This is a genomic window from Stenotrophomonas indicatrix (assembly GCA_041545745.1).
In the GTDB taxonomy this organism is placed as follows: Bacteria; Pseudomonadota; Gammaproteobacteria; order Xanthomonadales; family Xanthomonadaceae; genus Stenotrophomonas; species Stenotrophomonas indicatrix_A.
In genome coordinates this window covers 4,172,268-4,198,555 of record CP168152.1, presented here as the reverse complement: position 1 = coordinate 4,198,555, position 26,288 = coordinate 4,172,268, and the positions used below count along the sequence as shown (strand labels likewise).

Below are 26,288 nucleotides of genomic sequence, written 5' to 3'. Positions count from 1 at the left end.
CAACGTGGCTGGATTGAATGATTCGTTGACTGCACTGATGGGTATCGATGGCGCGCAGGCCGTGGCGCTGGTCGACTACGAAAGCGGCATGCTGCTGGGCGAAGCCGGTTCGGGCGTGGACATGGAAGTGGCTGCCGCCGGCAATACCGAAGTGATCCGCGCGAAGATGAAAACCGCCGCCTCGCTGAATCTCAACGATGGCATCGAGGACATCCTGATCTCGCTCGGCAAGGCGTACCACATCATGCGCCCGGTGGCGAAGAAGAAGGGCCTGTTCTTCTACATCGTGCTGGACCGGACCAAGTCCAACCTCGCCCTGGCGCGGCGCAAGGTGCAGGACGTGGAGGCCGAACTGGCGATCTGAACCGGCTCGATGGCGTCGATCCCTGGCTGCTGCACGGCAAGCCAGGGATCGTTCCGGTGCGATGTCACGTCGAAGGCAGCAGAAGCGTACGGACGAACGTCAGCGCCTGCTTGTCGCGCGCAGCAAAGTAACTGGGCGCGTGCAGGGGAAGCCAGGTTTCGTTGAAGTGTCGGCGGAAGTCTTCGTAGAGCTCGTTCGGATAGAGCTTTGCCTGCACGTTGCGGCCGTCTGGATAGCTGTGCTCATAGGTGTCGAAGGTGTTGGGCTCGATGCCCTTGTGATCGCGCAGCCACTTGCAGAACAACCGGCCCTCGGAGATGTCCGGCACCAGCTCCTGAGGCAGGGTGTAGCCGGCCTGTTCGAGCGGAGCGATCAGGTTCAGGGTCAGCTCGTTCAACATCGAGAAGTGCGTATAAGGCACCTTCGAGCGGTTCTGCATGTAGCGCTCGATGTGGGCGGGCATGACGGCGTTCGCCCGGCCCTGCTGCCATTCCACCACCCATTGCGACACCTTCACCGCGAATTTGCGCGACAGCCACTGGCCGAGATTGATGGCCAGGTAGGGGTGGATCCAGGTGCCCTGCATCGCCGCATTGCCCCCGGACACCACGTGGATGAGCTGGTCCTCCGCAAGCCCGGTCTGCGTGGTCAGCTCCTCGATGAACTCGCCGGTCGATTTCAATGCGCGGTAGTCGGACCAGCGCTTGCCGACGGACTGGCAGAGCGCGGTAGCGCTGATATAGCCGTCGCGGGCGCGCTGCGGGATTACGTTGCCTTCCTCCATGCGTGGGATCAGGGTCATTTGCTGCATGCGTCACCTTTTGCCGTTACTTGGCCTGAAATGGTAAGCAGCAGGGGGCGCCGGGGTCTGTAGGAATGGTTGCGTTTGTCTGCTTCTCCCAGGCAGAAGCAGCCGAACATGGCTCGGCGCTACACAAGCTACCCCACGCCAGCGTATGGTGGAGCCGGTCTTCCCGGGTGAGCTGTGCATGTCCAAGCCTGACATCGCTGCCGAGCTGGCGCCGCGCATTGCCGGTGCCATCCGCGATGGTTTCGAGCAGTACCACACTCGTTTCGCGGTGATCACGGCCCGCGCGCGGAAGCGCTTCGAGCAGCGCGACTGGGCAGCGGCGCGCCAGGATGCGGTGGAGCGCATTGCCCTCTACGACCAGTGCATCGCCGAGCAGATGGATGCGCTGCGACGGCTGGCCGGTGACGCCATCAGCGAACGCGCGCTGTGGTTGCAGGTGCACGCGCACTACAGCGCCCTGCTGCAGGGCCTGATCGATGCCGAGCTGTACAAGACCTTCTACAACACCCTGTCGCGGCGACTGTTCGCCATCCGTGGCGTGGATCCGGAAGTGGAGTTCATCGCCTTCGATGTCGAGCCCTCCGATGCAATCACGCATCCGGTGGCGCGGCATACCTATGCCATTTCGCCGACGCGGCCGGTGGAGGCGCTGCAGCGGGTGCTGGCCGACTACCGCTTCGATGTTCCGTATGCGCACCAGCTGCGCTGTGCCGCCGCCATCGCCGTGCGCCTGCAGGATGATCTGGCGCACTGGGGCGACACACCGGTGCGCAGCATCGAACTGCTCGATACCGTGTTCTACCGCGAGCGTCGCGCCTATCTGGTCGGACGCGTGTTCGGCGAACACCGCTTCTCGCCGTGCGTGATCGCGCTGGTCAACGACGACCAGGGCCTGCGTGCCGATGCCGTGCTGACCCGGCGTCGCGATGTGGCCCACCTGTTCGGCGTGTCACGCAGCTATTTCCAGGCCGACCTGGGCACCGTTGGCGATGCGGTGGTGTTCCTGCGCAGCCTGCTGCCGGGCAAGCCGATCGACGAGATCTACACCGTGCTCGGACGCGCCAAGCAGGGCAAGACCGAGCGCTACCGGACGTTTTTCCGCCACTTCAATGAACACCCGAACGAGCGCCTGGCGCATGCCGAAGGAACGCCGGGCATGGTCATGGCGGTATTCACCCTGCCCAGCTACCCGCTGGTGTTCAAGCTGATCCGCGACCGTTTCGCCTGGCCCAAGGCGATGTCGCGGCAGCAGGTGGAGGAAAAGTACGCGCTGGTGTTCAACCTCGATCGCGTCGGCCGCCTGCTCGATGCACAGCCCTATCGCCACCTGCGTTTCCCGCGCGAACGCTTTGCCCCGGCGTTGCTGGACGAACTGCTGCAGCAGTGCGCGCAGAGCGTGCGCGTGGATGGCGACGAAGTGGAGATCGCGTTGTGCTACGTGCAGCGTCGCTTCCGGCCACTGAACCTCTACCTGCGCGAGCAGGCCGGCGAGGCCGTGCGTGCAGCCGTGCTCGACTACGCGCAGGCGATCACTGACATGGCGCGCAACAACATCTTCCCCGGCGACATGCTGCCGAAGAACTTCGGCGTGTCGCGCCACGGCCGTGCCGTGTTCTACGACTACGATGAGTTGTGCCTGGTCAGCGACTGCGTGTTCCGTGCCTGGCCACAGCCAAGTTCCGCCGAAGAAGCGATGGCCGACGAGCCCTGGTTCCATGTCGGCCCGCGCGATGTGTTCCCGGAGCGGTTCGGGCCGTTCATGGGCTTGCCGGCGCAGGAGCTGGCAGCAGTGCGCGAGCACTATCGGCATCTGTTCGACCCCGCCTGGTGGCAGGGGCTGCAAGCGCGCTTTGCAGCGGGTGATTATCCGGATACGCCACCCTATTCGGCTGCGCAGCGGTTGGCGTGATCGGCTGTGCCGACGGCGGGGAACTGGGGTAATCTCGGCACTCTCATCACCAAGGATCGGGCCATGATGCGTTCTCCGCTGCTTCTCGCCTTCGCGCTTGCGACCGGCACGGCTGGCTCCCTGCTCAGCACTGATGCCGCAGCGCAGAGTACGCGCGCGGTGCGTGCCACCGCCGAAGCCAGCATGGTCTTGACCGGCAACATCGATGTCGCCGCAGATGGCGCGGTCAGCGGCCTCGTACTCGACCAGCGGGCATCGATCGCGCCTGCCATCGCTGCGTTCGTGGACGGCACGATCCGCAAGTGGCAGTTCGAACCCACCCTGGTGGACGGCAGGCCCGTGGCGAAACATGCACCGTTGCGCGTGCGTCTGCTGGGCCGGCCCGGGGCCGACGGCAACACCGAAGTGCGCATGACCAGCGTGGACTTCAGCGAGTACGACGACAAGGCCACCGATGCGGTGACTGCCGAGCAGATGCGGCCTCCGCGCTATCCGGAAGCGGCTTTCCGCGTCGGTGCACAGGGCGAGGTGATGCTGCTGGTCAAGGTCGAGCGTGACGGTGCGGTTGCCGATGTCGTCGCCGAACAGGTGAACATGGGCGTTGTCGCACCCGAACACGTAATGCAGAAGATGCGCGACATGCTGGCCAAGGCCAGCATCAGCGAGGCCCGCAAGTGGACGTTCACGCCGCCGACCTCCGGTGAGGACAAAGGCCTGGCGTTCTGGACCGTGCGCGTGCCGGTCACCTTCGCGCTGAGCGAGAAGGGCAGCAGGCAACCGCCCAGCCCCTACGGACGCTGGCAGGCCTACATTCCCGGCCCGCGCCATCAGGCCCCGTGGCGCACCACCGACGATGCCGCGCAGGTCGGCAGTGACCTGTTGCCGGCCGGCGGCGTGTACATGGTCGACAGCGCCACCCGCGGGCTGCGTCTGTTGACCCCGCTTGCCGAGCAGTGATGTCGGCCAACCGACCCCAGGTTGCATCGGCCCGGGCGTCAGACTTCATCGGTTTCATGCACAAGGAGTGGCTGTGATGCGTTCTTCTCTTTTCCTCGCGTTGACCCTTGCCGTGGGTGGTGGCGCCGCCCTGGTCGATACCGCCGCTGCGCAGACCGCGCGCGAGGTTCGCAGGCAGGCCGAGGCCAGCATGACCCTCAGCGGCGTCATCGACATCGGCCGCGAAGGCCAGGTCGAAGGGTTCCAGCTCGATCACCGCGAGAAGGTCGACACCGGCGTAGCGGGCTTTGTCGACAAGGCGGTGCAGGGCTGGCGTTTCGAGCCAACGCTGGTTGACGGCAAGCCGGTACTGGCCCGTACCACCGTCCGCCTGCGGCTGATTGCCGACAACAAGGAAGCCGACAGCATGCAGGTACGGGTGGCTGATGCGCGTTTTGGCAAGCTCAGCGACTCCAGGCAGCCGAGTACCGATGACGTCACCGGGGCGAAGATGCGCGCGCCGGTATACCCACCGCAGGCGGCGTCGATCCGCGGCCAGGGCACCGTGCTGCTGCTGGTCAGGGTCGGGCGGGATGGCAAGGTCGCAGACGTGATCGCCGAGCAGACCAACCTGACCGTGGTCGGCCCCGAGCGCACCATGAACCAACTGCGCGATGTGCTTGCCAAGGCCAGCGTCAGGAACGCCCGCGACTGGACCTTCAACCCGCCCACTACCGGCGAGGACAAGGATCGCGACTTCTGGACCGTGCGCGTACCGGTCAATTATTTCTTCGACAAACAGAGCGAGCGCTACGGGCGCTGGGCCGCCTACATTCCAGGCCCGCGTCAGCGGGCGCCGTGGAAGACCGGCGAGGAAACCCGGGTGGCCGGCACCGACCTGCTGCCCGAAGGCGGTGTGTACATGGTCGGTCGCGCGCAGGAAGGCCCACGGCTGCTCACCCCGCTGGGCTGATGCGTCATTGCGGGATGCACCGGGCCTGTCCCGGCACATCCCGCTTCAATCGATGTGCTCAATCGGCGTGCGGGTACACCACGACCCGGTTGCGGCCCTGTTCCTTGGCCAGGTACAGGGCCTTGTCGGCCAAGCGCAGTGCCTGTTCCGGATCGGTATGGAAACTGGGGAAATGGGCCACTCCCAGTGACACGGTGATGGTACCCACCGGGGCGAAGGGTTCGTCGGCGATGGCCTGGCGCAGGCGCTCGCCGGTCTGCCGGGCCGCTTCGACGCCAACGCCCGGCAGCAGCACCAGGAACTCCTCGCCACCGGCGCGGCACAGCACGTCGGTCTCGCGCGAATGGCGGCGCATCTGTTCGGCGATATGCACGATGGCCGCATCACCGACGTCGTGACCGTGGCTGTCGTTGATCGATTTGAAACGGTCGATATCCAGCGTCAGGATCGCAAACGGCAGGCCCTGCGCCTGCAGTGCGTCGAGCGCCTGCTGCAGCCCGCGACGGTTGAGCAGGCCGGTCAGCGGATCGGTGCGGCTGGCCCGGTTGAGCGTGCCGATCCGATCCTGCAGCGCATTGAAGCTGTACAGCACGGCCTGTTTCAGCTGCGCCACTTCAAAGTACCAGGCTTGGATGCCATTGACGTGGCTGATCGCATTGCCGGTGTCTTCGCCGTCCTGCACGTTGCGCGCCAGCTGCCACAACGGCAGCGAAATGCGCCGTGCGAACCACCAGGTGATCAGCAGCGACAACACGCCCAGCGGAATGGCATTCCAGATCACCGCCGACATCAGCCGTGACAGCGGCTGCAGCGTCGCCTCGGTCGGGCGCTGCGCGACGATGCCCCAGCCGGTTGCCGCAACAGGCGCATAACCGGCCAGCATCGCCACCTGGTGGTTGTTGCGCACCTGCTGCGCACCGCGCTGGCCGCGCATCACCTCTTTCACCGCCGGGTTGTTCAACGCGTAGGTGCCCACTTCCTTGGCATTGTTGTGATAGATCAGGCGGCCATGGCGGTCCACCACGTACAGGTAGGAGCCGTCGCGGTAGTAGTGCGTACCCAGCAGGGTGTTGAGCGCACTGCGCTGGCGCAGGTACAGGGTGCCGCTGACATAGCCCCGGTACTGGCCGCTGCGGTCGAATACCGGGTGCGAGATCGAGATCAGCAGCTTGCCGGCGGCCGACTGGTAGGGATCGCTGATCATCGGCTCGCGCCGCTCGAGCGCCGCCTTGCTGCCAGCGCTGCGCAGGATCTCGCCCTGCAGCTGCAGGCTCTGCGGCGAGGTCGCGATCACCCGCCCGTCGCTGGCCACCACCAGCGAGGAATTGAAGCTGCTGGACTGCAGCTGCAGACGGCTGGCCTCATCCTGTGCCTGGGCCGGATCCATGTCGCTGTTGCCAAGCCGGGTGGCGGCATAGGCCAGCTGCTGCTGCGCCGCCAGCAGGAAATTCTGCGTGGTCTCGGCCAGCTTGGTGGCATACACGCGGTTGGCTTCCAGGGTGTTTCCCACCAGCTGGTCACGCTGCACGCGATAGCTGGCAAGCAGCGTATTGGCCAGGGCGATGACGGCGCTGAGCAGGGCCAGGGCAAGGATCAGCTTGCCCAGGTTGAGCCGGGGGGACAGTGTGCGCATGCGGTTGAAGGATCAGGCAGGGCTGGACCCGCCGGATCCTCCGGATGGGGCAACAGCGGGAATCGGCGGCCCGGCCAGCACGGCCGGGGCGGAGCGTCAGGCATTTGTCCGCAGATTATCGCCAAAACAGCGGACCGCGAAGTGAAGCCGCCACCCTCGGTTGGAACTACGCGGAACCTGCCAGTAGATCCACGCCATGCGTGGATGGGCGCGCCGGGCGCGGAGCACGTTCCACTGACCCGTCCTGCCATAGGTTGACACCTATGGGGTGGATGATCCGGCCGCCGTCAGGCGGCCAAGGATGCCCGGTGCATCGCATCGGGCGTCTGCATTTTAAGGGACAGGTGGGGGCGCTCGGCGTTGTAGATCTCCACTGCCTCAGCCACCATCTGCCGAGCCTGTCCCAGGTCCCGTGGGCGACGGAGCAGAAACTCGCATTTGAGGATCCCGTTGATCCGCTCTGCCAGAGCGTTCTGATAGCAATCGTAGCCCTCGGTCATGGAGCAGGTCAGGCCGTGCTTGGCATGGATCTTCTGATAGTTGTCCGAGCAGTACTGGATGCCCCGATCCGAATGGTGGATCAGCCGTTGCCTCGTTTTCCGGGTTTTCAGGGCCATCTCCAATGCCTGCGCGGTATGTTCGGTCTGCAGCGTCTCATTCACGCTCCAGCCTACGATCTTGCGTGACCACGCATCGGTAACAAGGCTCAGGTAAACGAACTTCCCATCTGTTGGTAGATAGGTGATGTCAGCCACCCACACCTGTTCGCAGCCACTGGGAACGATGCATCCTTCACCGGATTTGAGCAGATTGGGATGCTTGCGGAAGCGATGATGGCTATCGGTCGTCTTGTGATACGCGCGGCGCTGCGGCACCAGCAAGCGCGCTTCTCGGAGCACGTCAAATAAACGATCGCGCCCCAGAGCGATCCCCGCCGCCTGCAGCTTCGGCTCAATCAGATGGTGCAGCTTGCGCGTACCGACCCGAGGCTGGCGCGCGCGGCAGTCGCTCACCAGCGACAGTGCCGTAGCATCAGCAGCGTCTCGCCGCTGATGGCGGTGACCGGCCTGATAGAACGCCTGCCGACTGATGCCGAAATGGCGGCAAGCCCTTGCCACGCTTACGCCTTTGAGGCGCCCTTGCGTGAGGACTTGCCGGAAGGCTTTTTTACGATTTTTACCCCGTAATCCTCTTTGAGGACATCCACGATGGCCTCGAACAACTGCGCCTTCTCGTTTGCCTCCCGCAACTGGACCTGCAGGGCCTTGATCTGTTGTTCCGGCGTCAGCGGCTTGGCCGCCCCGGCTTTGGGGACAGTGCTCATGGGAGGCAATGATGCCCCAGCTGACCAATCCTGCCGACCATGCCGACGAAGCCAGGAAAGCACCGTGCTGCGCCCTTGGATCCCATAACGCTCCTGGGCCTTTTTGTAGGTCAGCTCCCCGCGCTCGACCTGGTCTACCACCGACAACTTGAAGGCCAGCGAGTAATCCCGTTGGCTGCGCCTGATTGTTGATTTCATTGAACATTCCTTTTCCAGAGGGAAAAGGTGTCAACCCAATTCAGGACGGGTCACACCCAAAGAAAAAGCCCCGCATCGCGGGGCCTTTTCGTAGTGCATCAATGCCGCGCGATCAGCGCTTCATCGAACCGAAGAACTCGTCGTTGGACTTGGTGTTCTTCATCTTGTCCAGCAGGAATTCCATCGCCGTCATTTCATCCATCGGATGCAGCAGCTTGCGCAGGATCCAGATCTTCTGCAGCAGTTCCGGTTCGATCAGCAGGTCTTCGCGACGGGTGCCCGAGCGGTTGATGTCGATGGCCGGGAACACGCGCTTTTCAGAGATGCGGCGGCTCAGGTGCACTTCGCTGTTGCCGGTGCCCTTGAACTCTTCGTAGATCACCTCGTCCATCTTCGAGCCGGTATCGACCAGCGCGGTGGCGATGATGGTCAGGCTGCCGCCTTCTTCCACGTTGCGTGCGGCACCGAAGAAGCGCTTCGGACGGTGCAGGGCGTTGGCGTCCACACCACCGGTCAGCACCTTGCCGGAGCTCGGCACCACGTTGTTGTAGGCACGTGCCAGGCGGGTGATCGAGTCGAGCAGGATCACTACGTCCTTCTTGTGCTCGACCAGACGCTTGGCGCGCTCGATCACCATTTCGGCGACCTGTACGTGGCGTGCGGCCGGCTCATCGAAGGTCGAGCTGATGACTTCGCCGCGCACGGTGCGCTGCATTTCGGTCACTTCTTCCGGGCGCTCATCGATCAGCAGCACGATCAGGTGCACGTCCGGATGGTTGGTGGTGATGGCTGTGGCGACCTGCTGCATCATCATCGTCTTGCCGGCCTTCGGCTGGGAAACGATGAGCGAACGCTGGCCCTTGCCCTGCGGTGCCATCAGATCGAGGATGCGACCAGTGATGTCTTCCGAGGAGCCGTTGCCGCGCTCCAGGGTGAAGCGGCGACGCGGGAACAGGGGGGTCAGGTTCTCGAACAGCACCTTGTTCTTCGACGCTTCCAGCGGCTCACCGTTGATGGTGTCCACGATCGACAGCGCGAAGTAGCGCTCGCCGTCCTTCGGGAAGCGGATGCGGCCGGACAGGTGGTCGCCGGTACGCAGGTTGAAGCGGCGGATCTGGCTGGGCGAGATGTAGGTATCGTCCGGGCCGGCCAGGTAGCTGGCTTCGGCCGCGCGCAGGAAGCCGAAGCCGTCCGGCAGGATTTCCAGCACGCCGTCGGCGGCCACGCCGTCACCGTGGCGGGTCAGCACCTTCAGCAGCGCGAAGATCACATCCTGCTTGCGGGCACGGGCTACGCCTTCGGAAATCTGCAGCTGCTCGGCGATATCCAGCAGCTTCTGGGCCGGCATGCGCTTGAGGTCGCTCAGCGAATAGACCGGGAAGCCTTCGGGCACGTTGGCGTGGGGGCGCGGAACGAACGGCTGCTGTTCACCGTTGTCGTTGGGCATGCCGTCGTCGCGGAAGCGACCGCCGTTGCCGCCACCGCCACCGCCACCACCGCGATCACGGTCGCGGCGGTTGCGGAAACGGTCACGGCGGTTGCCCTGACCCTGCTGGCCTTGCTGACCACCCTGGTTGTAGGGGTTCTGGTTCTGGCCACCGCCCTGGTTGTTCTGCCGCGCCTGGCCGGATTCGCGGCCCTCGCCACCTTCGCCACCGCCACTGCTGGCAGGGGCCTCGGCGGCGGGTGCGCTCGGCGCGGAAGGCGCTGCGGACGGTGCCGGCGCTTCAGGCGCGGCTGCCAGCGGCAGGGCAGGCTGCGCCGGAGCGCTGGTTTCGGCGGCGGCCGGAGCGGCAGCCTTGGTTACGCGGGCTTTGCGCACGCGCTTTTCGGCGGGCGCATCAGCGCTACCGGTTTCGGAAGTGTTATCGGACAAGAGCGTTATTCCTCGCTTGAAGGTGCGAGCGCCCGGCTGGGGCGGCGAACATTGGGAATGGGTCTGGAAGAAACTGCGTCCAGAAGATGCGGCACGCGAACGCGGCCGGATGTGCCGACACTATCATCGGCCCGCGGCGCCACGCAAGGGTCGCCGGATACGGTATTCAGTCAGGCGCCCGGGGGGCCCGCCCGGCAGCCGTGGAAAACGGCTGCCGGTCACCCGCAGGATCAGGCCAGGGCCTTGTCCAGCAGGCCGGCCAGCTGGGCCTTGCCAACGGCACCGATCTGCTCGCCGACCTTCTCGCCGTCCTTGAAGACGACCAGGTAGGGAATCGAACGCACGTGGTACTTGGCGGCCAACGCGCGGTTGTTGTCCACGTTGACCTTGGCGATCTTGGCGCGGCCCTGGTAGGCATCGGCCAGTTCGTCCAGCGCCGGGGCGATCATCTTGCAGGGGCCACACCATTCGGCCCAGAAATCGACCAGCACCGGTTCCTTGGAATTCAGCACGGCGCTATCAAAGTCGGCATCGCCGACGTGTACAACCTTGTCGCTCATCTTGGTTTCTCGTCTTGGATTGCACCCGGCCAGGCCGGAGGTGGGTGAACTGGGCCATGCCCGGTGGCGTGACCCTCGTCGTTGCCTCGCGGCGGACTGCCACGGTGCGTTCGGCGGGATGCCTGGACGCTCACGGCCGGCAGTGTACCCCTATCGCAGGGCGGGGACAGGTGCTGGCTGGAACCCAGCGTATCGTGATCGGGTTGCAACCCGGTATGTGTCCGATTTCACTGTCCATGGCTGAAATGGGGGTGCTGGCGCGATAGGCCATGGGGGGGCGGCGCCGCTGTTCAAGCGCGGTACTGCGGCGTGAAGAGTGCTGTCTCCGCAAGTGGTGAGACGTCTGATTCCGGTTTGCCGGCCCGAGTGCGGTAAACTGGGGCATTGTGCGGCGCGCGGACCCGAGGGGTCCCGGCCAGCCCGACCCGCCGCAGGGGCCGCAGTTTGCGACGGAGCCCCAGACAGATTTCAGTGCCGCCGCCCGCAGGCGCGTGGCCATACCAAGACGGACACATGAGCGACAAACCGCTGACCGATTTGACCTTTTCCTCCTTTGATCTGCATCCGGCCCTGCAGGCCGGTCTTGAAGGAGCCGGATTCACCCGCTGCACGCCCATCCAGGCGCTGACCCTGCCGGTCGCGCTGCCCGGTGGCGACGTCGCCGGCCAGGCCCAGACCGGCACCGGCAAGACGCTGGCCTTCCTGGTCGCTGTCGTGAACCGCCTGCTGACGCGCCCGGCGCTGGCCGATCGCAAGCCGGAAGATCCGCGCGCGCTGATCCTGGCCCCGACCCGCGAACTGGCCATCCAGATCCACAAGGATGCGGTCAAGTTCGGTTCCGACCTCGGCCTGCGTTTCGCCCTGGTGTACGGCGGCGTGGATTACGACAAGCAGCGCGAGATCCTGCAGCAGGGCGTGGACGTGATCATCGCCACCCCCGGCCGCCTGATCGACTACGTCAAGCAGCACAAGGTGGTGTCGCTGCACGCCTGCGAAATCTGCGTGCTTGATGAAGCCGACCGCATGTTCGACCTGGGCTTCATCAAGGACATCCGCTTCCTGCTGCGCCGCATGCCGGAGCGCTCCACCCGCCAGACTCTGCTGTTCAGTGCCACCCTGAGCCACCGCGTGCTCGAGCTGGCCTATGAGCACATGAACGAGCCGCAGAAGCTGGTGGTCGAAGCCGAGACCATCACCGCCGCGCGCGTGCGCCAGCGCATCTACTTCCCGGCCGACGAAGAGAAGATCCCGCTGCTGCTGGGCCTGCTGTCGCGCAGCGAAGGCGCGCGCACCATGGTCTTCGTCAACACCAAGGTATTCGTCGAGCGCGTGGCCCGTTCGCTGGAACGTTCCGGCTACCGCGTCGGCGTGCTGTCCGGCGACGTGCCGCAGAAGAAGCGTGAGAGCCTGCTCAACCGTTTCCAGAAGGGCCAGCTGGAAATCCTGGTGGCGACCGACGTGGCCGCCCGCGGCCTGCACATCGACGGCATCAAGTACGTCTACAACTACGACCTGCCGTTCGACGCCGAAGACTACGTGCACCGCATCGGCCGTACCGCCCGCCTGGGCGAGGAAGGCGATGCCATCAGCTTCGCCTGCGAGCGGTACGCGATGGGCCTGCCGGACATCGAGGCCTACATCGAACAGAAGATCCCGGTTGAAGCGGTTACCAGCGAGATCCTGACCTCGCTGCCACGCCCGGAGCGTGCCGCCCCGGCACCGGGTGAGGAAGGCGACGAGAACGAAAGCGTCGGCCAGATCTTCCGCGAAGCACGCGAAGCGCGTGCCGCCGAGGAAGAGCGTCGTGGCGGCGGCCGTAGTGGCGGTCGTTCCGGCAGTGGCGCTGGGCGTGGTGGGCGTGATGGCGAGCGCAGCGGCGAACGCCGTCCGCGTGGCCCGCGCAAGCCGCGTGTGGAAGGCGAGCAGGTTGCTGCCGCAGCAGTCGAAGGCGCGGTGACGGCTGAAGCCGCTGCCGTGCAGGCCCCGCGTCCGCCGCGCGCTGAGGCTGCGCCGGAAGGTGCGGTGGATGGCGAGCGCAAGCCGCGCAAGCGTCGTCGTCGTCGCCACGGCCGTCCGGTCGAGGGTGCCGAGGGTGTGGCGAGCGACGGCAACGGTGCCGCTCCGGTCAAGCCGGTGCAGGTGGTGGCCAAGCCGGTGCGCACCAGCGCCGATGCCGGCGACTCGTTCCTGACCCGTATCGGCCGCAAGATCCGCCGGATGCTGTCCGGCAGCTGATCGGTGCGGTAGCACCCGACCGTTGGTCGGATGGCATTTTGAGGCGTGCCGACCAACGGTCGGCACCCACCAGCAACGGTCGGCACCCACCATGTAGCCCGGCGCTACCGATCTGTCGCGCCGGTCCTGCATAATCGGGGCATGAGTGTCCTGCGCTTCGACAATGTCAGCAAACAGTACGCCGGTGGCCACGAAGCCCTGACCGATGTCAGCTTCGAGGTCGCGCCGGGCGAAATGCTGTTCGTCACCGGTCACTCCGGGGCGGGCAAGAGCACCCTGCTCAAGTTGATCCACCTCGACGAGCGGCCCAGCCGCGGTGCGGTGATGTTCGACGAGCGCAACTTGCTGAAGGTGCGCGGCGGCGATGTGCCGCGGCATCGACGCGCGGTCGGCGCGGTCTACCAGGACCACCGCCTGCTGATGGACCGCTCCATCGCCGAGAACGTGGCCCTGCCGCTGATCCTGCGCGGTACCCGCCGCGGCGACATCAACAAGCGCGTGCGTTCGGTGCTCGAGCGCATGGGCCTTGGCCACCGCGAGAAGGCGCTGCCTTCGCAGCTGTCGGCTGGTGAGCAGCAGCGCGTCGGCATCGCCCGTGCGATCGTCGGCGAGCCCAAGCTGCTGGTGGCGGACGAGCCGACCGGCAACCTCGACCCGACCCTGGCGGCGGAAATCATGTCCCTGTTCGCCGAGCTGCCCGCGCGCGGCACCAGCGTGCTGGTGGTCAGTCATGACCTGCCGCTGCTGCGCCACATGCGCAAGCGCGTGCTGATCCTCGATCACGGCCGGCTGGTGGACGACATCTCGCCGCAGGATCTGGCGGAGTAACCATGGCCAAGAACGAAAACACCGAAGCCGCTGCGCCGTCGCGCCTGGGCGTGTGGTTCCAGCATCACGTGCACAGCGTGGTGTTCAGCCTCGGCCGCGCCTGCCGCAAACCGTGGGCGACGCTGCTGACCGTGATGGTCATGGCGCTGGCCCTGGCGCTGCCGCTGGGCCTGTCGATCGCGCTGGACAACCTCAAGCAGTTTGCCGGCAGCGTGCAGCAGTCGCGCGACATCAACGTCTTCCTGAAGGCCGATGTCGACGGCCCCGGTGCGCTGCGCCTGGCCGGTGAACTGCGTGATCGCCCGGACGTGGCCAGTGTCACCGTGCGCACGCCGGAGCAGGGCCTTGAGGAACTGCGCCAGGCCGGTCTCGGCGAAGCCATCGACGCACTCAACGACAACCCGCTGCCCTCGCTGCTGGTGATCACTCCTGGCCAGGGACAGGACGATGCGCGGCTGGCGCGCGCGCTGGAAAGCCTGCCCGGGGCAGACCTGGTCCAGCATGACGCGTTGTGGCGCCAGCGCCTGGATGCGTGGCTCGCGTTCGGCGCGCGGCTGGTGCAGGTGCTGTCGGTGCTGCTCGGCGTCGGCGCCGCGTTGGTGGTCGGCAACACGGTGCGCCTGGACATCCAGGCCCGCCGCGAGGAAATCGGCGTGCTGCAGCTGCTCGGCGCCAGCGATGGTTTCATCCGCCGCCCGTTCCTGTACCTGGGAGCCTGGTATGGCCTGGGCGCCGGTGCGGTCGCACTGGGCCTGATCGGCATTGCCGGTGCCGCCCTGCGCGCGCCGCTGGCCGAGCTGTCGCGCAGCTACGGCAGCCCGTTCGTGCTGCATGGCCTGGACCTGCTGCATGGCAGCCTGGTGCTGCTCGGCACCTTGCTGCTGGGTTGGCTGGGTGCGTGGCTGGTGACCGGCCACTTCCTTCGTCAGACCCGCCCGACAGACACCTGAGACCGGCATGCAACCGCAAGCGCTGAAGCACCTTGAAGGGCCCGCGACGCGGGTGATGGTGGTTGACGGTTCCAAGCTGGTACGCAAGCTGATCGCCGATGTCCTGCAGCGCGATCTGCCGGGCGTGGAGGTGATCGGCTGCGACAGCATCGAAGACGCCCAGCATGCGCTGGCGCAGGGCCCTGTCGATCTGGTCACCACCTCGCTGACCCTGCGCGATGGCGACGGCCTGGCGCTGGCACGGACGGTGCGTGAAGCCGCCGGGCAGGCCTATGTGCCGGTGATCGTGGTCTCCGGCGATGCCCAGCAGCACCTGGAGCAGCGCCGTTTCACCGAGTACGTCACCGACTATTTCGACAAATCGCTGGGCCACGAGGCCCTGGCGACGTTCGTGCGCGGCTACGTGCAGCCGCAGACCATTCCCGGCGCGACCATCCTCTACATCGAGGACAGCCGGGTGGTGGCCGAGGCGACCAAGCGCATGCTCGAGCGCCAGCAGCTCAACGTGATGCATGTGGTCAGCGCCGAAGAGGCGTTCACCCTGCTGACCGCCGAATCGCTGGGACGCAGCCGCCATCGCATCGACCTGGTGCTGACCGACGTGACCCTGAAGGGAGAGCTGAGCGGCCGTGACGTGGTGCAGCGCGTGCGCGTGGACTTCGGTTACGGCAAGCGCCGCCTGCCGGTGCTGGTGATGACCGGCGATGGCAATCCGCACAACCAGACCGGCCTGCTGCAGGCCGGCGCCAACGATCTGGTGCTGAAGCCGATCGAAGAGCGCCTGCTGATCACCAAGGTGCTGTTCCAGCTGCGGCTGGCCCGATTGAATGATGGACCCCTGTTGCGATGACGTGTTGCGATGATCGATGAAGTAGTGGACACCCCGGCGATCCAGCTGGAACCGAGCTGGAAACAGCGTGTGGGCGATTACCTGCTGCAGCCGCAGATGCGCGAGCTGTCCAGCTTCCTGCGGCAGCGCAAGGCCAGCGGTGCGGCGGTGTTCCCGCCCGGCCCGCAGATCTTCGCCGCGTTCGATGCCACCCCGTTCGATCAGGTGAAAGTGGTCATCCTCGGCCAGGACCCGTACCACGGCCGTGGACAGGCCCATGGCTTGAGCTTCTCGGTGCAGCCGGGCGTGCCGGTGCCGCCGTCGCTGTTGAACATCTACAAGGAGATCGAGGGTGACCTCGCCATCCCGCGCCCCGACCACGGCTGCCTGATTCCCTGGGCACAACGCGGCGTACTGCTGCTCAACGCGGTGTTGACGGTGGAAGAGGGCAGGGCCGGTGCGCATCAGGGGCGTGGATGGGAAGGCTTCACCGACCACGTGGTGGACGTGCTCAACCGCGAGCGCGAGGGCCTGGTGTTCATGCTCTGGGGCGCCTACGCGCAGCAGAAGGGCAAGGTGATCGATACCGGCCGCCATCGCGTGCTGAAAGCCCCGCATCCCTCGCCGCTGTCGGCCCACCGTGGCTTCCTCGGCTGCCGTCATTTCTCGATGGCCAACGAGTACCTGCAGCGCCGCGGGCAGGCGCCGATCGACTGGTCGCTGCCGCCGCGGGCGGCGCTGGCGCCATCGGGCTGAACGGCGGGCAACGCGGCCCGGTGCTGAATGGGCGAAACTGCGGCCCGTTCAGCTCCCTTTGACCCGGAATGGCCGTGTTTTCCGGGCTAGTGGGTTGAATTCCAAGGGATTGTGTATCCCGAAAAGCGCGCTCGCCGCTGTCATCAAATCGCGTTACGTTAGGGCTCTGTTTGGGACCAGTGTTTCATCAGTGGAATGCTGGAACTTTTTCCTCCTTTAGCAGTCCAAATCCCAGACTGCTAAGATGGGTGCCTATGAGCCAGAACACCTCTACTGCCCTTGTGGCAAACAATCTGCCGATTCCCAGTGCGCTCGGTTCGCTGGACGCCTATATCGGTGCCGTGCACCAGATCCCGGTGCTGTCGGTCGATAACGAACAGGACCTGGCCCGTCGCTTCCGCGACGGCAACGACCTGGACGCTGCCCGTGAGCTGGTGCATTCGCACCTGCGCTTCGTGGTGCACGTGGCCCGCGGCTACAACGGCTACGGCCTTGCGCTGGGCGACCTGATCCAGGAAGGCAACATCGGCCTGATGAAGGCGGTCAAGCGCTTCGACCCCGACATGGGCGTGCGCCTGGTGTCCTTCGCCGTGCATTGGATCCGTGCCGAGATGCACGAGTTCATCCTGAAGAACTGGCGCATCGTGAAGGTCGCCACGACCAAGGCGCAGCGCAAGCTGTTCTTCAACCTGCGCAAGTCGAAGAAGCGCCTGGGCTGGATGAACGCTGCCGAAGTCAGTGCGGTGGCCAAGGACCTGAACGTGTCCGAGCGCGAAGTGCTGGAAATGGAATCGCGTCTGTCCGGCCGCGATATCGGTTTCGATGCGCCGACCGATGAAGACAACGACCACGCGCCGCCGTCGCCGGCTGCGTATCTGGTGGCCAATGACGAAGATCCGTCGATGGCCTACGAGCGCGAGGACAGCGAAGACAACCAGATGCAGCTGCTGCGCGAAGGCCTGGCGGAACTGGATGCGCGTTCGCGCGACATCATCCGTCGCCGCTGGCTGGATGCGGACAGCAAAGTGACGCTGCAGGAACTGGCCGACGAGTACGGCGTGTCGGCCGAGCGTATCCGCCAGGTCGAAGCGAACGCGCTGAAGAAGATGAAGGCGCTGTTCACCGCGTAAGGCGGCGAAGCGTTTGATTGACGAAAAGGCCCGGCAATGCCGGGCCTTTTCTGTTTGTGGGGCTGGTACAGCACCAGTAGATCCACGCCATGCGTGGATGCGTTGATGCCGTGCGGGCCTCAACCCTCCCGCGCGATCGCCCGCCAGCCGATGTCGGTGCGGTGGAACTCGTTGGCCCAGCTCACCTTGGCCACGCCGGCATACGCGTTCGCCTGCGCGTCGCGCACGCTGTCGCCGAGCGCAGCCACGCACAGCACGCGACCGCCGGCGCTGAGCACCTGGCCCTGCGCATCCAGCGTCGTGCCGGCATGGAACACCTTGGCCGGTGCCGGCACCTCGTCCAGACCGGAGATCACCTCACCGGTGATCGGCGCTTCCGGATAGGGCTTCGCGGCCAGGACCACGCCCAGTGACGGGCGCGGATCCCACTGCGCGTCTACCTGGTCCAGGCGGCCATCGATCGCCGCTTCCACCAGCTCCACCAGGTCCGACTGCAGGCGCAGCATCACCGGCTGTGTTTCCGGGTCGCCGAAACGCACGTTGAACTCGATCACCTTTGGCGCGCCGCTGGCATCGATCATCAGGCCTGCGTAGAGGAAGCCGGTGAACGGAATGCCATCGGCGATCATGCCCTGCACGGTCGGGTTGACCACTTCGCGCATCACCCGTGCATGCACTTCAGGTGTCACCACCGGGGCCGGCGAGTACGCACCCATGCCGCCGGTATTCGGGCCGGTATCGCCGTCGCCGACGCGCTTGTGATCCTGCGAGGTGGCCATCGGCAATGCATGCACGCCGTCGACCATCGAAATGAAGCTGGCTTCCTCGCCGTCGAGGAATTCCTCGATCACCACGCGCGCGCCGGCATCGCCGAAGGCGTTGCCCGAGAGCATGTCGCGCACGGCGTCTTCGGCTTCGGCCAGGGTCATCGCCACGATCACGCCCTTGCCGGCGGCCAGGCCGTCGGCCTTGACCACGATCGGCGCGCCCTTCTCGCGCAGGTAGGCCAGTGCCGGCTCGATCTCGGTGTGCACCGAATAGAACGCGGTGGGGATGTTGTGGCGTGCCAGGAAGTCCTTGGCGTAGGCCTTGCTGCCTTCCAGCTGCGCGGCCGCCGCCGTCGGCCCGAAGATGCGCAGGCCGGCGGCGCGGAAGCGGTCGACCACGCCGGCCACCAGCGGCACTTCCGGGCCGACCACGGTCAGCGCCACGCCTTCGGCCTGGGCCAGGGCAAGCAGGCCATCGATGTCGGTGACCTTCACCGCCACGTTGCGGCACTTGTCTTCGTTGGCGGTGCCGGCATTGCCGGGCGCCACGAGCACTTCAGTGACACGGGAGGACTGGGCCAGCTTCCATGCCAGGGCGTGTTCGCGGCCGCCAGAGCCGATGACAAGTACGTTCATCACGAGATTCCAGATTGCGTGGGAAGGAAAGTTCCAGGTCCCCGGCGGCGCGTGTGCGTCATTCGCAGCCTTCGCGTCGTAGTGATTCGGGGAAGGAGTAGGTCCAGGACTTCGGGTCCAGGGTGAAGCGGTGTTCCTGCCGTACCCGCTTGCCGCCGCAGGTGCTGCCGGTTTCCTCGATCAGCAGCGGCCAGACGCGCGCGCTGCGGTCGCTGTCGTCGAAACGCAGCGCGAAGTCGATGCTGAAGCGACGGGTGCGGCAGTCCTCGGCAGTGTCGGGGTCGGCGGCCGCGTCGATGTTCTCGCATTCGTACTGGGCGTCGTTGTCGATGTGGCTGCGCACGTTGCCGGTGCTGGTCAGGCCTTTCGGGCCCGGCAGGACCAGGGTCTGCGAGAGCAGCGAGAAGCCCTGGCCGAACCAGCCATCCTCGACGCGGAAGCCGTAGAAATCGCTGCCAGCGCGGATGATGCTGGCGCTGCCGGGCTGACCGCCACTGCCGAAGCGCTCGCCAGTGAGTTCGCTCACGACTTCGAAGCCTTCGCCCTTGGGATGCAGCACGAAGAAGTCGATGGTTCCCGGGTCGATGTGCGCGCCATCGGCCAGCGCACCGCACACGGCCAGCAGCTGCTGCCAGCTGTTGCCGGTCACCACCGGCTGCTCGGCGCAGACCTGCCAGTCCATTGGGCGGGTTTCGCTTTCCTGGGTCCAGGTGCCGCGCCACTCACCTGACAGCTTGGCGTCCTTGCCGTAGCGCTCGGTCAGGAACGCCTGCAGCCGCGCGGTGCGGCTGACATGGATGGCCGGCGCGCTGGGGGCAGTCTTTGCCGCATCTGCCTGCGGGGCAGCTGTGGGTTCGGCGGCCGGCTTGCAGCCGGCCAGCAGCGCCGTGCCAACGAAGGCGAGCACGGCGAGGGGTTTCAAAGAGACTGCAGACATCCGTGTCGCTCCAGTAATCAGTGGCGGAAGTGGCGAACGCCGGTGAACACCATGGCCAGGCCATGTTCGTCAGCAGCGGCGATGACTTCGGCATCGCGCATCGAGCCGCCCGGCTGGATCACCGCCTTGATGCCGGCCGCGGCTGCAGCGTCGATGCCATCGCGGAACGGGAAGAACGCATCGGAGGCCATCACCGAACCCTCGACCACCAGGTTCGCATCGGCCGCCTTGATGCCGGCGATCCGCGCGGAGTACACGCGGCTCATCTGGCCGGCGCCGACACCGATGGTGCGGTTGTCCTTGGCGTAGACGATCGCGTTGGACTTCACGAACTTGGCGACCTTCCAGGCGAACAGCAGGTCGGTGAACTGCTTGTCGGTCGGCGCCAGCTTGCTGACCACCTTCAGTTCGTCGCGGGTCATGCCGCGGTTGTCCGACGACTGCAGCAGCAGGCCGGAGCCCACGCGCTTGTTGTCGAAGTTGTTCAGGCCGTCGCCGTGCGGGATGCGCAGCACGCGCACGTTGGCCTTCTTCTGCGCGTATTCCAGCGCGGCCGGCTCGTAGTCCGGGGCGATCAGCACCTCCACGAACTGGCGGTCGAGGATCACCTGCGCAGTCGCAGCGTCGAGCGGCTTGTTGAAGGCGATGATGCCGCCGAAGGCGCTGGTCGGGTCGGTGGCGTAGGCCAGCTCGTAGGCATCGCCGTTGCCGGCACCAACGGCCACGCCACACGGGTTGGCATGCTTGACGATGACACAGGCCGGCGCATCGAACTGACGCACGCATTCCCATGCCGCATCGGCATCGGCCAGGTTGTTGTAGCTCAGTTCCTTGCCCTGCAGCTGCTGGAAGGTGGCCAGCGTGCCCGGCACCGGGTGCAGGTCGCGGTAGAACGCGCCGCTCTGGTGCGGGTTTTCGCCGTAGCGCAGGTCCATCACCTTCACGAAGGTGGAATTCATCTGCGCCGGGTACTCGGCACGCGCCGGCACGGCCGCGTCGGTGGCGGTGACGGCAGACAGGTAGTTGCTGATCGTCGCGTCGTACTGGGCCACGCGGTTGAACGCGGCTACCGAGAAGGCGAAACGGGTGCCGGCCGACAGCTGGCCGTCGTTGGCGTCCAGCGAGGCCAGCAGTTCGGCGTACTGCGACGGATCGGTGGCCACCGCCACGCGGGCGAAGTTCTTGGCCGCCGAGCGCAGCATCGCGGGACCGCCGATGTCGATGTTCTCCACCGCGTCGGCCAGGGTGCAGTCGGCCTTGGCGGTGACCGACTCGAACGGGTACAGGTTCAGCACCAGCAGGTCGATGGCACCGATGCCGTGCTCGGCCATCACCGCGTCGTCCAGGCCGGAGCGGCCCAGCAGGCCGCCATGCACCATCGGATGCAGGGTCTTGACCCGGCCATCCATCATTTCCGGGAAGCCGGTGACCTCGGCCACGTCCTTCACGGCCAGGCCCGCATCGCGGATTGCCTTGGCGGTACCGCCGGTGGACAGCAGCTCCACGCCGCGTGCAGCCAGCGCGGTGGCCAGCTCGACCAGGCCGGTCTTGTCGGAAACGGAGAGGAGGGCCCGGCGGACGGGCAACAGATCAGCAGTCATGGGGACAGGGCAATCGGCAGCGGAGCGGGGCCGATATTGTAGGCGGTGGGGGCCGGTGGCGGGGGCTGCGAGGGCAGATTTGCCGCGCCCCGGGGGCGACCAGGCCGTGTTGGGCACTGCCCATGGCTTGCCTGTGACCATCCGGCACGGCACGGTGCTGTCTGTTCCCTGCGCGAGGATGCCCGCCCCATGACCGTCTCCACCCGCCTGCAGGCCGCCCTCGATGCCGAGGGCTCGCTGATGTTCCTGGCCCGCTACGTGTACTACGTGCGCTGTGGACAGGGCGCCGCGTGGTTCGACCCGGGCGATGTGCCGGCGCTGCAGGCCGAGGCCGAGGAGCGCTGGGGCGAGCATGCGGAGATTCTGTCCTGGGACGTGCAGCGCCGCGAACGCCGGCGCTGGCGACGGCTGGAGTTCAAGCTCTACCTGGATGTCGACAAGCGCTGGTACGGCGATGCCATCGCACCCCGTCGGCGCGCGCCGAGCCTGGCAGAGCTGCTGCAGGTGATGCACGCGCAGCGCTGGCTGGTCCACTTCGAGCTGTATCTGTATGCCGACGGGCTCGACGAGGGCGCGATCGTGCTGCCTGCAGGCGGGATCATCCACTTCCAGCGTTCGCGCGGTGGCGTGTTCCGGCTGCTGCTGTTGCAGGGAGGCTATGTCGATACCGCGGCCAAGGGGCGCGCCGCGCAGGCAATACGCAGCGCCCTGCAGCGCAGCCACGACCTGGCATGGCTGCGCCGCCATATCGATGCGGCGCTGCCATGGGAGGAGTGGCTGGCCCCGCCAAACTGCCGGAACCGACATTCGATAGGGTAGGCTGTGCCCGCACTGCCAAGGATTAGCGGGTTCAGATCGTGTCGATCTATGCATTGAAAGGACGTTTCCAGGACCTGCTGCGTCCGGCCGTACGCGGCCTGTACCGCATGGGCGTCACCGCCAACGTGGTGACCGTGGCTGCGGCCGTGGTCTCGCTGCTGGTGGCTGCCGCCGTGTGGTACTGCGCCCCCGCCCAGCCGCTGCTGTATCTGGCCCTGCCGCTGTGGATGCTGCTGCGCATGGCCCTCAACGCCGTCGACGGCATGCTGGCCCGTGAGTTCGGCCAGCAATCGCGGCTGGGCGCCTATCTGAACGAATTGTGCGACGTGATCGCCGACGCGGCGCTGTACCTGAGCCTGCTCAGCGTGCCGGGCGTGCGTGCGGAGGCACTGTGGCTGCTGGCCTGGGCCGCCGCGCTGAGCGAGTACGCCGGCGTACTGGGCCTGATGGTCGGCGCCAGCCGCCGCTATGACGGCCCGATGGGCAAGAGCGACCGCGCGTTCGTGATCGGCGTGCTGGGCCTGTTGCTGGCGTTTGGCTGGGCAGGTGCGATGACGGTCAGCGGCGTGGCCGCTGCGATGGCGGTGCTGTGCGGGGTGACGATGGTCAACCGCGTACGCCGGGGATTGAAGGAATCGGCGGTTTCGCCGCAGTAAACACAACACGGCTACACGCCATTCCAATACGGAGATTGCATGCGTCAGGCGCAGGAACGGGAATTCCACAGCTTCGACCAGGTACCGCTGTTCTACCGGTACTGGCCGAGTACCACGGCAACCACGCCGGCCAAGGCCATCGTGCTGCTGCATCGCGGCCATGAACACTCCGGCCGGGTCACCCATCTGGTCGATGAACTGGACCTGCCCGACACGGCCTTCTTTGCGTGGGACGCGCGCGGCAATGGCCGCTCGCCCGGCCCGCGCGGCGACGCACCGGGCTTCCCGGCGCTGGTACGCGACCTGGACAGTTTCATCGCCCACATCGGTGCCGAGCACGGCATCGCGATCGAGGACATCGTGGTCATCGCGCAGAGCGTGGGCGCGGTGGTTGCCGCCACCTGGGTACACGATTACGCACCGCGGTTGCGCGCACTGGTGATGGCCTCGCCCGCCTTCAAGGTGAAGCTGTACGTGCCGTTCGCACGCGCAGGGCTGGCGCTGATGCAGAAGCTGCGCGGCAACTTCTTCGTCAACAGCTACGTCAAGCCGCAATGGCTGACCCACGACCCGGCACGGGTGGAAAGCTACCGCACCGATCCGCTGATCACCCGGCCGATTTCGGTGCGCGTGCTGCTGGGCCTGTATGAAGCCGCCGACCGCATCGTGGCCGACGCGCAGGCGATCAGCGTGCCGGTGCAGTTGCTGGTGTCCGGTTCGGATTTCGTGGTGCATCGCGGCCCGCAGGACCGTTTCTACGAACGCCTGTCCAGCCCGATCAAGGAGCGCGTGCACCTGCCGGGCTTCTTCCACGACACCCTGGGCGAGCGCGACCGTGCACCGGCACTGGCTCGCGTGCGCAGCTTCATCCAGGCACGCTTTGCCGAACCACTGCAGGAGCTGTCGCGGCGCGATGCGCATCGGCATGGCCCGACCTTCGAGGAATCGGAGATCCTGTCGTGGCCACCGGAGCGCAACAGCCTGGCCGACCTGCGCTGGCGCGTGGTGCGCGGTGGACTGTGCTTCGGTGGCACGCTGTCCGAGGGCATCGCGCTGGGCCTGCAGACCGGTTTCGACTCGGGCAGCACGCTGGACTACATCTACCGTGATGAAGCGCGGGGCAAGGGCCCGCTGGGCCGGATGATCGACCGCAACTATCTGGATGCGATCGGTTGGCGCGGCATCCGCGTACGCGGCAGGCATCTGCAGGAACTGCTGCGCGATGCTGCCCAGCGACTGCGCGGGCAGGGTGCGCCGGTGCGCGTGCTGGACGTGGCGGCCGGCCATGGCCGTTACGTGCTGGAAGCACTCGGCCAGGGCGAACAGCGTGCCGACCGCATCGTGCTGCGCGATTTCAGCGAGCTGAACGTAACGCAGGGCAAGGCCCTGATCGAGGGCCTCGGCGCGGCCGACATCGCCCGCTTCGAACAGGGCGATGCGTTCGACCCGGCACAGCTGGCGGCGGTGGACCCGGCGCCGACGCTGGCGGTGGTATCGGGCCTGTACGAACTGTTCCCGGACAACGATGCCGTACTGCGTTCGCTGCAGGGTATCGCTGCGACGGTGCCGGTGGGCGGTTACCTGGCCTATACCGGGCAGCCGTGGCATCCGCAGCTGGAGTTCATCGCGCGTGCATTGACCAGCCACCGTGGTGGCGCGGCGTGGGTGATGCGCCGTCGTACCCAGCATGAGATGGACGAACTGGTGCGCCTGGCCGGCTTCCAGAAGGTCGCCCAGCGCATCGATGACTTCGGCATCTTCACTGTATCGCTGGCACGCCGGATCGCGTGATGGCGACGCTGGTGGCAACCGCATCACCCAGCGAGGCGCGCCCGTGGCGGCGCGCCCTGCTGTGGCTGGTCCTGCTGGGTCCGTTCTTCTTCGCCAGCTATGGCTTTGCCAACTGGATGGCGGGCCGCCACGCCGAGCTGCCGGTGTTGGCGTTCGCCTGGGAGACGCAGATTCCGTTCGTGCCGTGGACGATCGTGCCGTACTGGTCGATCGACCTGTTCTATGCGGTCTCGTTCTTCCTGTGCCGGCGCCGGCTGGAGCTGGACCGGCACGCGCTGCGCCTGCTCAGTGCGCAGGTGATCGCGGTGGTCTGCTTCCTGCTGTGGCCATTGCGCTTCAGCTTCGAGCGGCCGGAAATCGGCGGGGTGTTCGGCTGGTTGTTCGACGTGCTGCTGGGCTTCGACAAGCCGTTCAACCAGGCGCCGTCACTGCATATCGTGCTGTTGATCGTGCTGTGGGTGAAGTTCGCGCAGTACCTGCACGGAGGCTGGCGGCTGCTGCTGCATGTGTGGGCGCTGCTGATCGGCATTTCGGTGCTGACCACGTTCCAACATCATTTCATCGATATTCCCACCGGGCTGCTGGCCGGCTGGTTGTGCGTGTGGCTGTGGCCGGAGCAGGGCACACCGCCGCTGCGTGCGTGGCAGGCCACGGGCGACGCGAAACGTTGGCGGCTGGCGGCGTTGTATGCGCTGGGTGCCGCTCTGTTGCTGGTGCCGGTGGTGATGCTGCGCGGCATCGCGTTGTGGCTGCTGTGGCCGATGGTGTCGTTGTTGCTGGTGTCGCTGGCCTATGCGGGGCTGGGCACGGCGGTGTTCCAGAAGCGCACCGATGGCCGGTTGACGATGGCCGCGCGCTGGCTGCTGGCACCGTACCTGGGCGCGGCGTGGATCAACTCGCGATTGTGGACGCGGCGCGCGCCGCAGCCGGTGCCGGTCATCGACACCGTCTGGCTGGGTCGACTGCCGGCTGCCGCACTACCGGCGCCGCTGGTGGGGGTGGTCGACACCTGTGCCGAGCTTTCCTGTCGCGCGCCAGGGGCAGCGTATGCCAGCGTGCCGATGCTGGACCTGGTGGTGCCATCGGCGGCGCAGCTGCGTGCGGCGGCGGACGCCATCGAACGCCTGCGTGACCACGGCCCGGTGCTGGTGTGTTGCGCACTGGGCTATTCGCGCAGCGCGGCCAGCGTGGCGACCTGGTTGCTGCGCACCGGCCGTGCGCGCGATGTGGCTGAAGCGGTGGCGATCGTACGCACCGCGCGGCCGAGCATCGTGCTGCGTGACGTTCATCTACAGGCGATCGCGGCCGCTGCCGCGCAGGAGACCGTTGCATGAGCGCTGTGCCTGATCTGCCGATGATGCATCTGCTGCTGCGACAGGGACGTTTGCCTGCAGCGCTGTCGCTGGGGCTGCTGCTGGTGGCCCTGTTGCTGCTTGGCATCGAGCCCGGGCTGGCGATGTTCGCCGCTGGCCTGCTGCTGCTGAGCCTGGTGGCCGGCGTTGTGCAGGCGTACTACGCGGTGCGGGTGCAGTTGGATGCCAGCCTGCTGCACTTGCTGCAGCAGGAAGGCGTGCAGGGCGAAGACGCGGCACAACGGGTGGACCAGGCACTGCACTCGGCCGGCCTGCGCAGGCTTGACGCACAGGCGCCGACGCGTGGCTGGGACACACGCTGGACCGGTATGCGTCGCCTGCTGATGCGCCAGTACGCTGCCACGCTGCTTCAGTTTGCAGCCCTGCTGCTGGCCGTGTTGTGGCCGCAGACCTGAC

The 26,288-nt window shown here is 66.4% G+C and carries 23 protein-coding genes; 15 read left to right on the top strand and 8 right to left on the bottom strand.

Translation table 11 applies throughout. From position 1 onward, the window contains the following. The first annotated feature begins 4 nt into the window (after positions 1-4). Positions 5-364: a hypothetical protein gene (locus tag ACEF39_RS19115; protein WP_500286213.1), complete on the top strand. Its 360-nt coding sequence runs from the start codon at positions 5-7 to the stop codon at positions 362-364. A 64-nt stretch (positions 365-428) separates the two neighbouring features. On the opposite strand, the gene ACEF39_RS19110 is transcribed toward ACEF39_RS19115, so the two are convergent. After that, a complete protein-coding gene (locus ACEF39_RS19110) occupies positions 429-1,166 on the bottom strand; it encodes a KilA-N domain-containing protein (RefSeq protein ID WP_500286212.1) in 738 nt (245 codons plus the stop codon). A gap of 187 nt (positions 1,167-1,353) precedes the next feature. Here ACEF39_RS19110 and aceK point away from each other — a divergent pair, with 187 nt between their 5' ends. From aceK to ACEF39_RS19095, 3 genes are all read left to right on the top strand, one after another. Continuing rightward, positions 1,354-3,084 (top strand): bifunctional isocitrate dehydrogenase kinase/phosphatase, encoded by a 1,731-nt coding sequence (aceK, locus tag ACEF39_RS19105; protein WP_500286211.1) that lies wholly within the window; start codon positions 1,354-1,356, stop codon positions 3,082-3,084. 63 nt (positions 3,085-3,147) lie between these two features. Continuing rightward, positions 3,148-4,041, top strand: a complete 894-nt coding sequence (locus ACEF39_RS19100; RefSeq protein ID WP_500286210.1) for an energy transducer TonB — start codon at positions 3,148-3,150, stop codon at positions 4,039-4,041. Between the two features lie 76 nt (positions 4,042-4,117). Continuing rightward, positions 4,118-4,993, top strand: coding sequence for an energy transducer TonB (locus tag ACEF39_RS19095; RefSeq protein ID WP_500286209.1), 876 nt, complete (start codon positions 4,118-4,120; stop codon positions 4,991-4,993). Between the two features lie 58 nt (positions 4,994-5,051). Here the strand turns inward: ACEF39_RS19095 and ACEF39_RS19090 are convergent, their stop codons facing one another. The 4 genes from ACEF39_RS19090 to trxA form a co-directional block, all read right to left on the bottom strand. Beyond that, entirely contained in the window at positions 5,052-6,626 is a 1,575-nt protein-coding gene (locus ACEF39_RS19090; protein WP_500286208.1) for a sensor domain-containing diguanylate cyclase, read from the bottom strand. A 287-nt stretch (positions 6,627-6,913) separates the two neighbouring features. Beyond that, positions 6,914-8,148, bottom strand: a protein-coding gene (locus ACEF39_RS19085; protein WP_500285793.1) for an IS3 family transposase whose coding sequence is annotated in 2 segments (ribosomal slippage) — positions 6,914-7,797 and positions 7,797-8,148 — 1,236 coding nt in all. Because the reading frame shifts where the segments join, the coding sequence is not laid out codon by codon here. Positions 8,149-8,260: 112 nt separating this feature from the next. Continuing rightward, positions 8,261-10,024, bottom strand: a complete 1,764-nt coding sequence (gene rho / locus ACEF39_RS19080) for a transcription termination factor Rho (protein WP_500286207.1) — start codon at positions 10,022-10,024, stop codon at positions 8,261-8,263. Positions 10,025-10,254: 230 nt separating this feature from the next. Then, complete coding sequence (gene trxA, locus ACEF39_RS19075) at positions 10,255-10,584, bottom strand: thioredoxin (RefSeq protein ID WP_025878607.1); 330 nt, start codon at positions 10,582-10,584, stop codon at positions 10,255-10,257. A gap of 513 nt (positions 10,585-11,097) precedes the next feature. On the opposite strand from trxA, the gene rhlB reads away from it, so the two are divergent. The 6 genes from rhlB to rpoH all read left to right on the top strand — a co-directional run bounded on the left by rhlB (position 11,098) and on the right by rpoH (position 17,312). Further along, positions 11,098-12,819, top strand: a complete 1,722-nt coding sequence (rhlB, locus tag ACEF39_RS19070) for an ATP-dependent RNA helicase RhlB (protein WP_500286206.1) — start codon at positions 11,098-11,100, stop codon at positions 12,817-12,819. A 141-nt stretch (positions 12,820-12,960) separates the two neighbouring features. Further along, positions 12,961-13,647, top strand: a complete 687-nt coding sequence (gene ftsE, locus ACEF39_RS19065) for a cell division ATP-binding protein FtsE (RefSeq protein ID WP_025878609.1) — start codon at positions 12,961-12,963, stop codon at positions 13,645-13,647. 2 nt (positions 13,648-13,649) lie between these two features. Beyond that, positions 13,650-14,597 (top strand): permease-like cell division protein FtsX, encoded by a 948-nt coding sequence (ftsX, locus tag ACEF39_RS19060; RefSeq protein ID WP_089237302.1) that lies wholly within the window; start codon positions 13,650-13,652, stop codon positions 14,595-14,597. Positions 14,598-14,604: 7 nt separating this feature from the next. Next, the gene (locus tag ACEF39_RS19055; RefSeq protein ID WP_100553793.1) at positions 14,605-15,447 is read left to right on the top strand and encodes a response regulator; all 843 of its coding nucleotides are present in this window, start codon (positions 14,605-14,607) and stop codon (positions 15,445-15,447) included. Positions 15,448-15,456: 9 nt separating this feature from the next. Continuing rightward, entirely contained in the window at positions 15,457-16,182 is a 726-nt protein-coding gene (gene ung, locus ACEF39_RS19050; RefSeq protein WP_500286205.1) for a uracil-DNA glycosylase, read from the top strand. A gap of 254 nt (positions 16,183-16,436) precedes the next feature. Beyond that, positions 16,437-17,312: an RNA polymerase sigma factor RpoH gene (gene rpoH / locus ACEF39_RS19045; RefSeq protein ID WP_025878613.1), complete on the top strand. Its 876-nt coding sequence runs from the start codon at positions 16,437-16,439 to the stop codon at positions 17,310-17,312. A 119-nt stretch (positions 17,313-17,431) separates the two neighbouring features. On the opposite strand, the gene purD is transcribed toward rpoH, so the two are convergent. The 3 genes from purD to purH are packed head-to-tail and all read right to left on the bottom strand — an operon-like array spanning position 17,432 to position 21,253. Continuing rightward, positions 17,432-18,715, bottom strand: coding sequence for a phosphoribosylamine--glycine ligase (purD, locus tag ACEF39_RS19040; RefSeq protein ID WP_500286204.1), 1,284 nt, complete (start codon positions 18,713-18,715; stop codon positions 17,432-17,434). 58 nt (positions 18,716-18,773) lie between these two features. Next, entirely contained in the window at positions 18,774-19,652 is an 879-nt protein-coding gene (locus tag ACEF39_RS19035) for a hypothetical protein (protein WP_500286203.1), read from the bottom strand. A 17-nt stretch (positions 19,653-19,669) separates the two neighbouring features. Next, positions 19,670-21,253: a bifunctional phosphoribosylaminoimidazolecarboxamide formyltransferase/IMP cyclohydrolase gene (gene purH / locus ACEF39_RS19030; RefSeq protein WP_500286202.1), complete on the bottom strand. Its 1,584-nt coding sequence runs from the start codon at positions 21,251-21,253 to the stop codon at positions 19,670-19,672. Positions 21,254-21,442: 189 nt separating this feature from the next. Between purH and ACEF39_RS19025 the strand changes: the two genes are divergently transcribed. From ACEF39_RS19025 to ACEF39_RS19005, 5 genes are read left to right on the top strand one after another with little or no spacing between them, the layout of a single operon-like run. After that, entirely contained in the window at positions 21,443-22,072 is a 630-nt protein-coding gene (locus tag ACEF39_RS19025) for a hypothetical protein (RefSeq protein WP_500286201.1), read from the top strand. A 38-nt stretch (positions 22,073-22,110) separates the two neighbouring features. Continuing rightward, positions 22,111-22,728 carry a CDP-alcohol phosphatidyltransferase family protein gene (locus ACEF39_RS19020; protein ID WP_428703953.1) on the top strand — a complete coding sequence of 206 codons (618 nt, stop codon included), beginning with the start codon at positions 22,111-22,113 and terminating at the stop codon, positions 22,726-22,728. Positions 22,729-22,767: 39 nt separating this feature from the next. Continuing rightward, positions 22,768-24,519: a bifunctional alpha/beta hydrolase/class I SAM-dependent methyltransferase gene (locus ACEF39_RS19015; protein WP_500286200.1), complete on the top strand. Its 1,752-nt coding sequence runs from the start codon at positions 22,768-22,770 to the stop codon at positions 24,517-24,519. After that, complete coding sequence (locus tag ACEF39_RS19010; RefSeq protein WP_500286199.1) at positions 24,519-25,853, top strand: phosphatase PAP2/dual specificity phosphatase family protein; 1,335 nt, start codon at positions 24,519-24,521, stop codon at positions 25,851-25,853. Before ACEF39_RS19015 ends, ACEF39_RS19010 begins: the two co-directional genes overlap by 1 nt. Beyond that, the gene (locus ACEF39_RS19005) at positions 25,850-26,287 is read left to right on the top strand and encodes a hypothetical protein (protein WP_500286198.1); all 438 of its coding nucleotides are present in this window, start codon (positions 25,850-25,852) and stop codon (positions 26,285-26,287) included. The genes ACEF39_RS19010 and ACEF39_RS19005 overlap by 4 nt, the downstream gene beginning before the upstream one ends. Position 26,288: the final 1 nt, after the last annotated feature.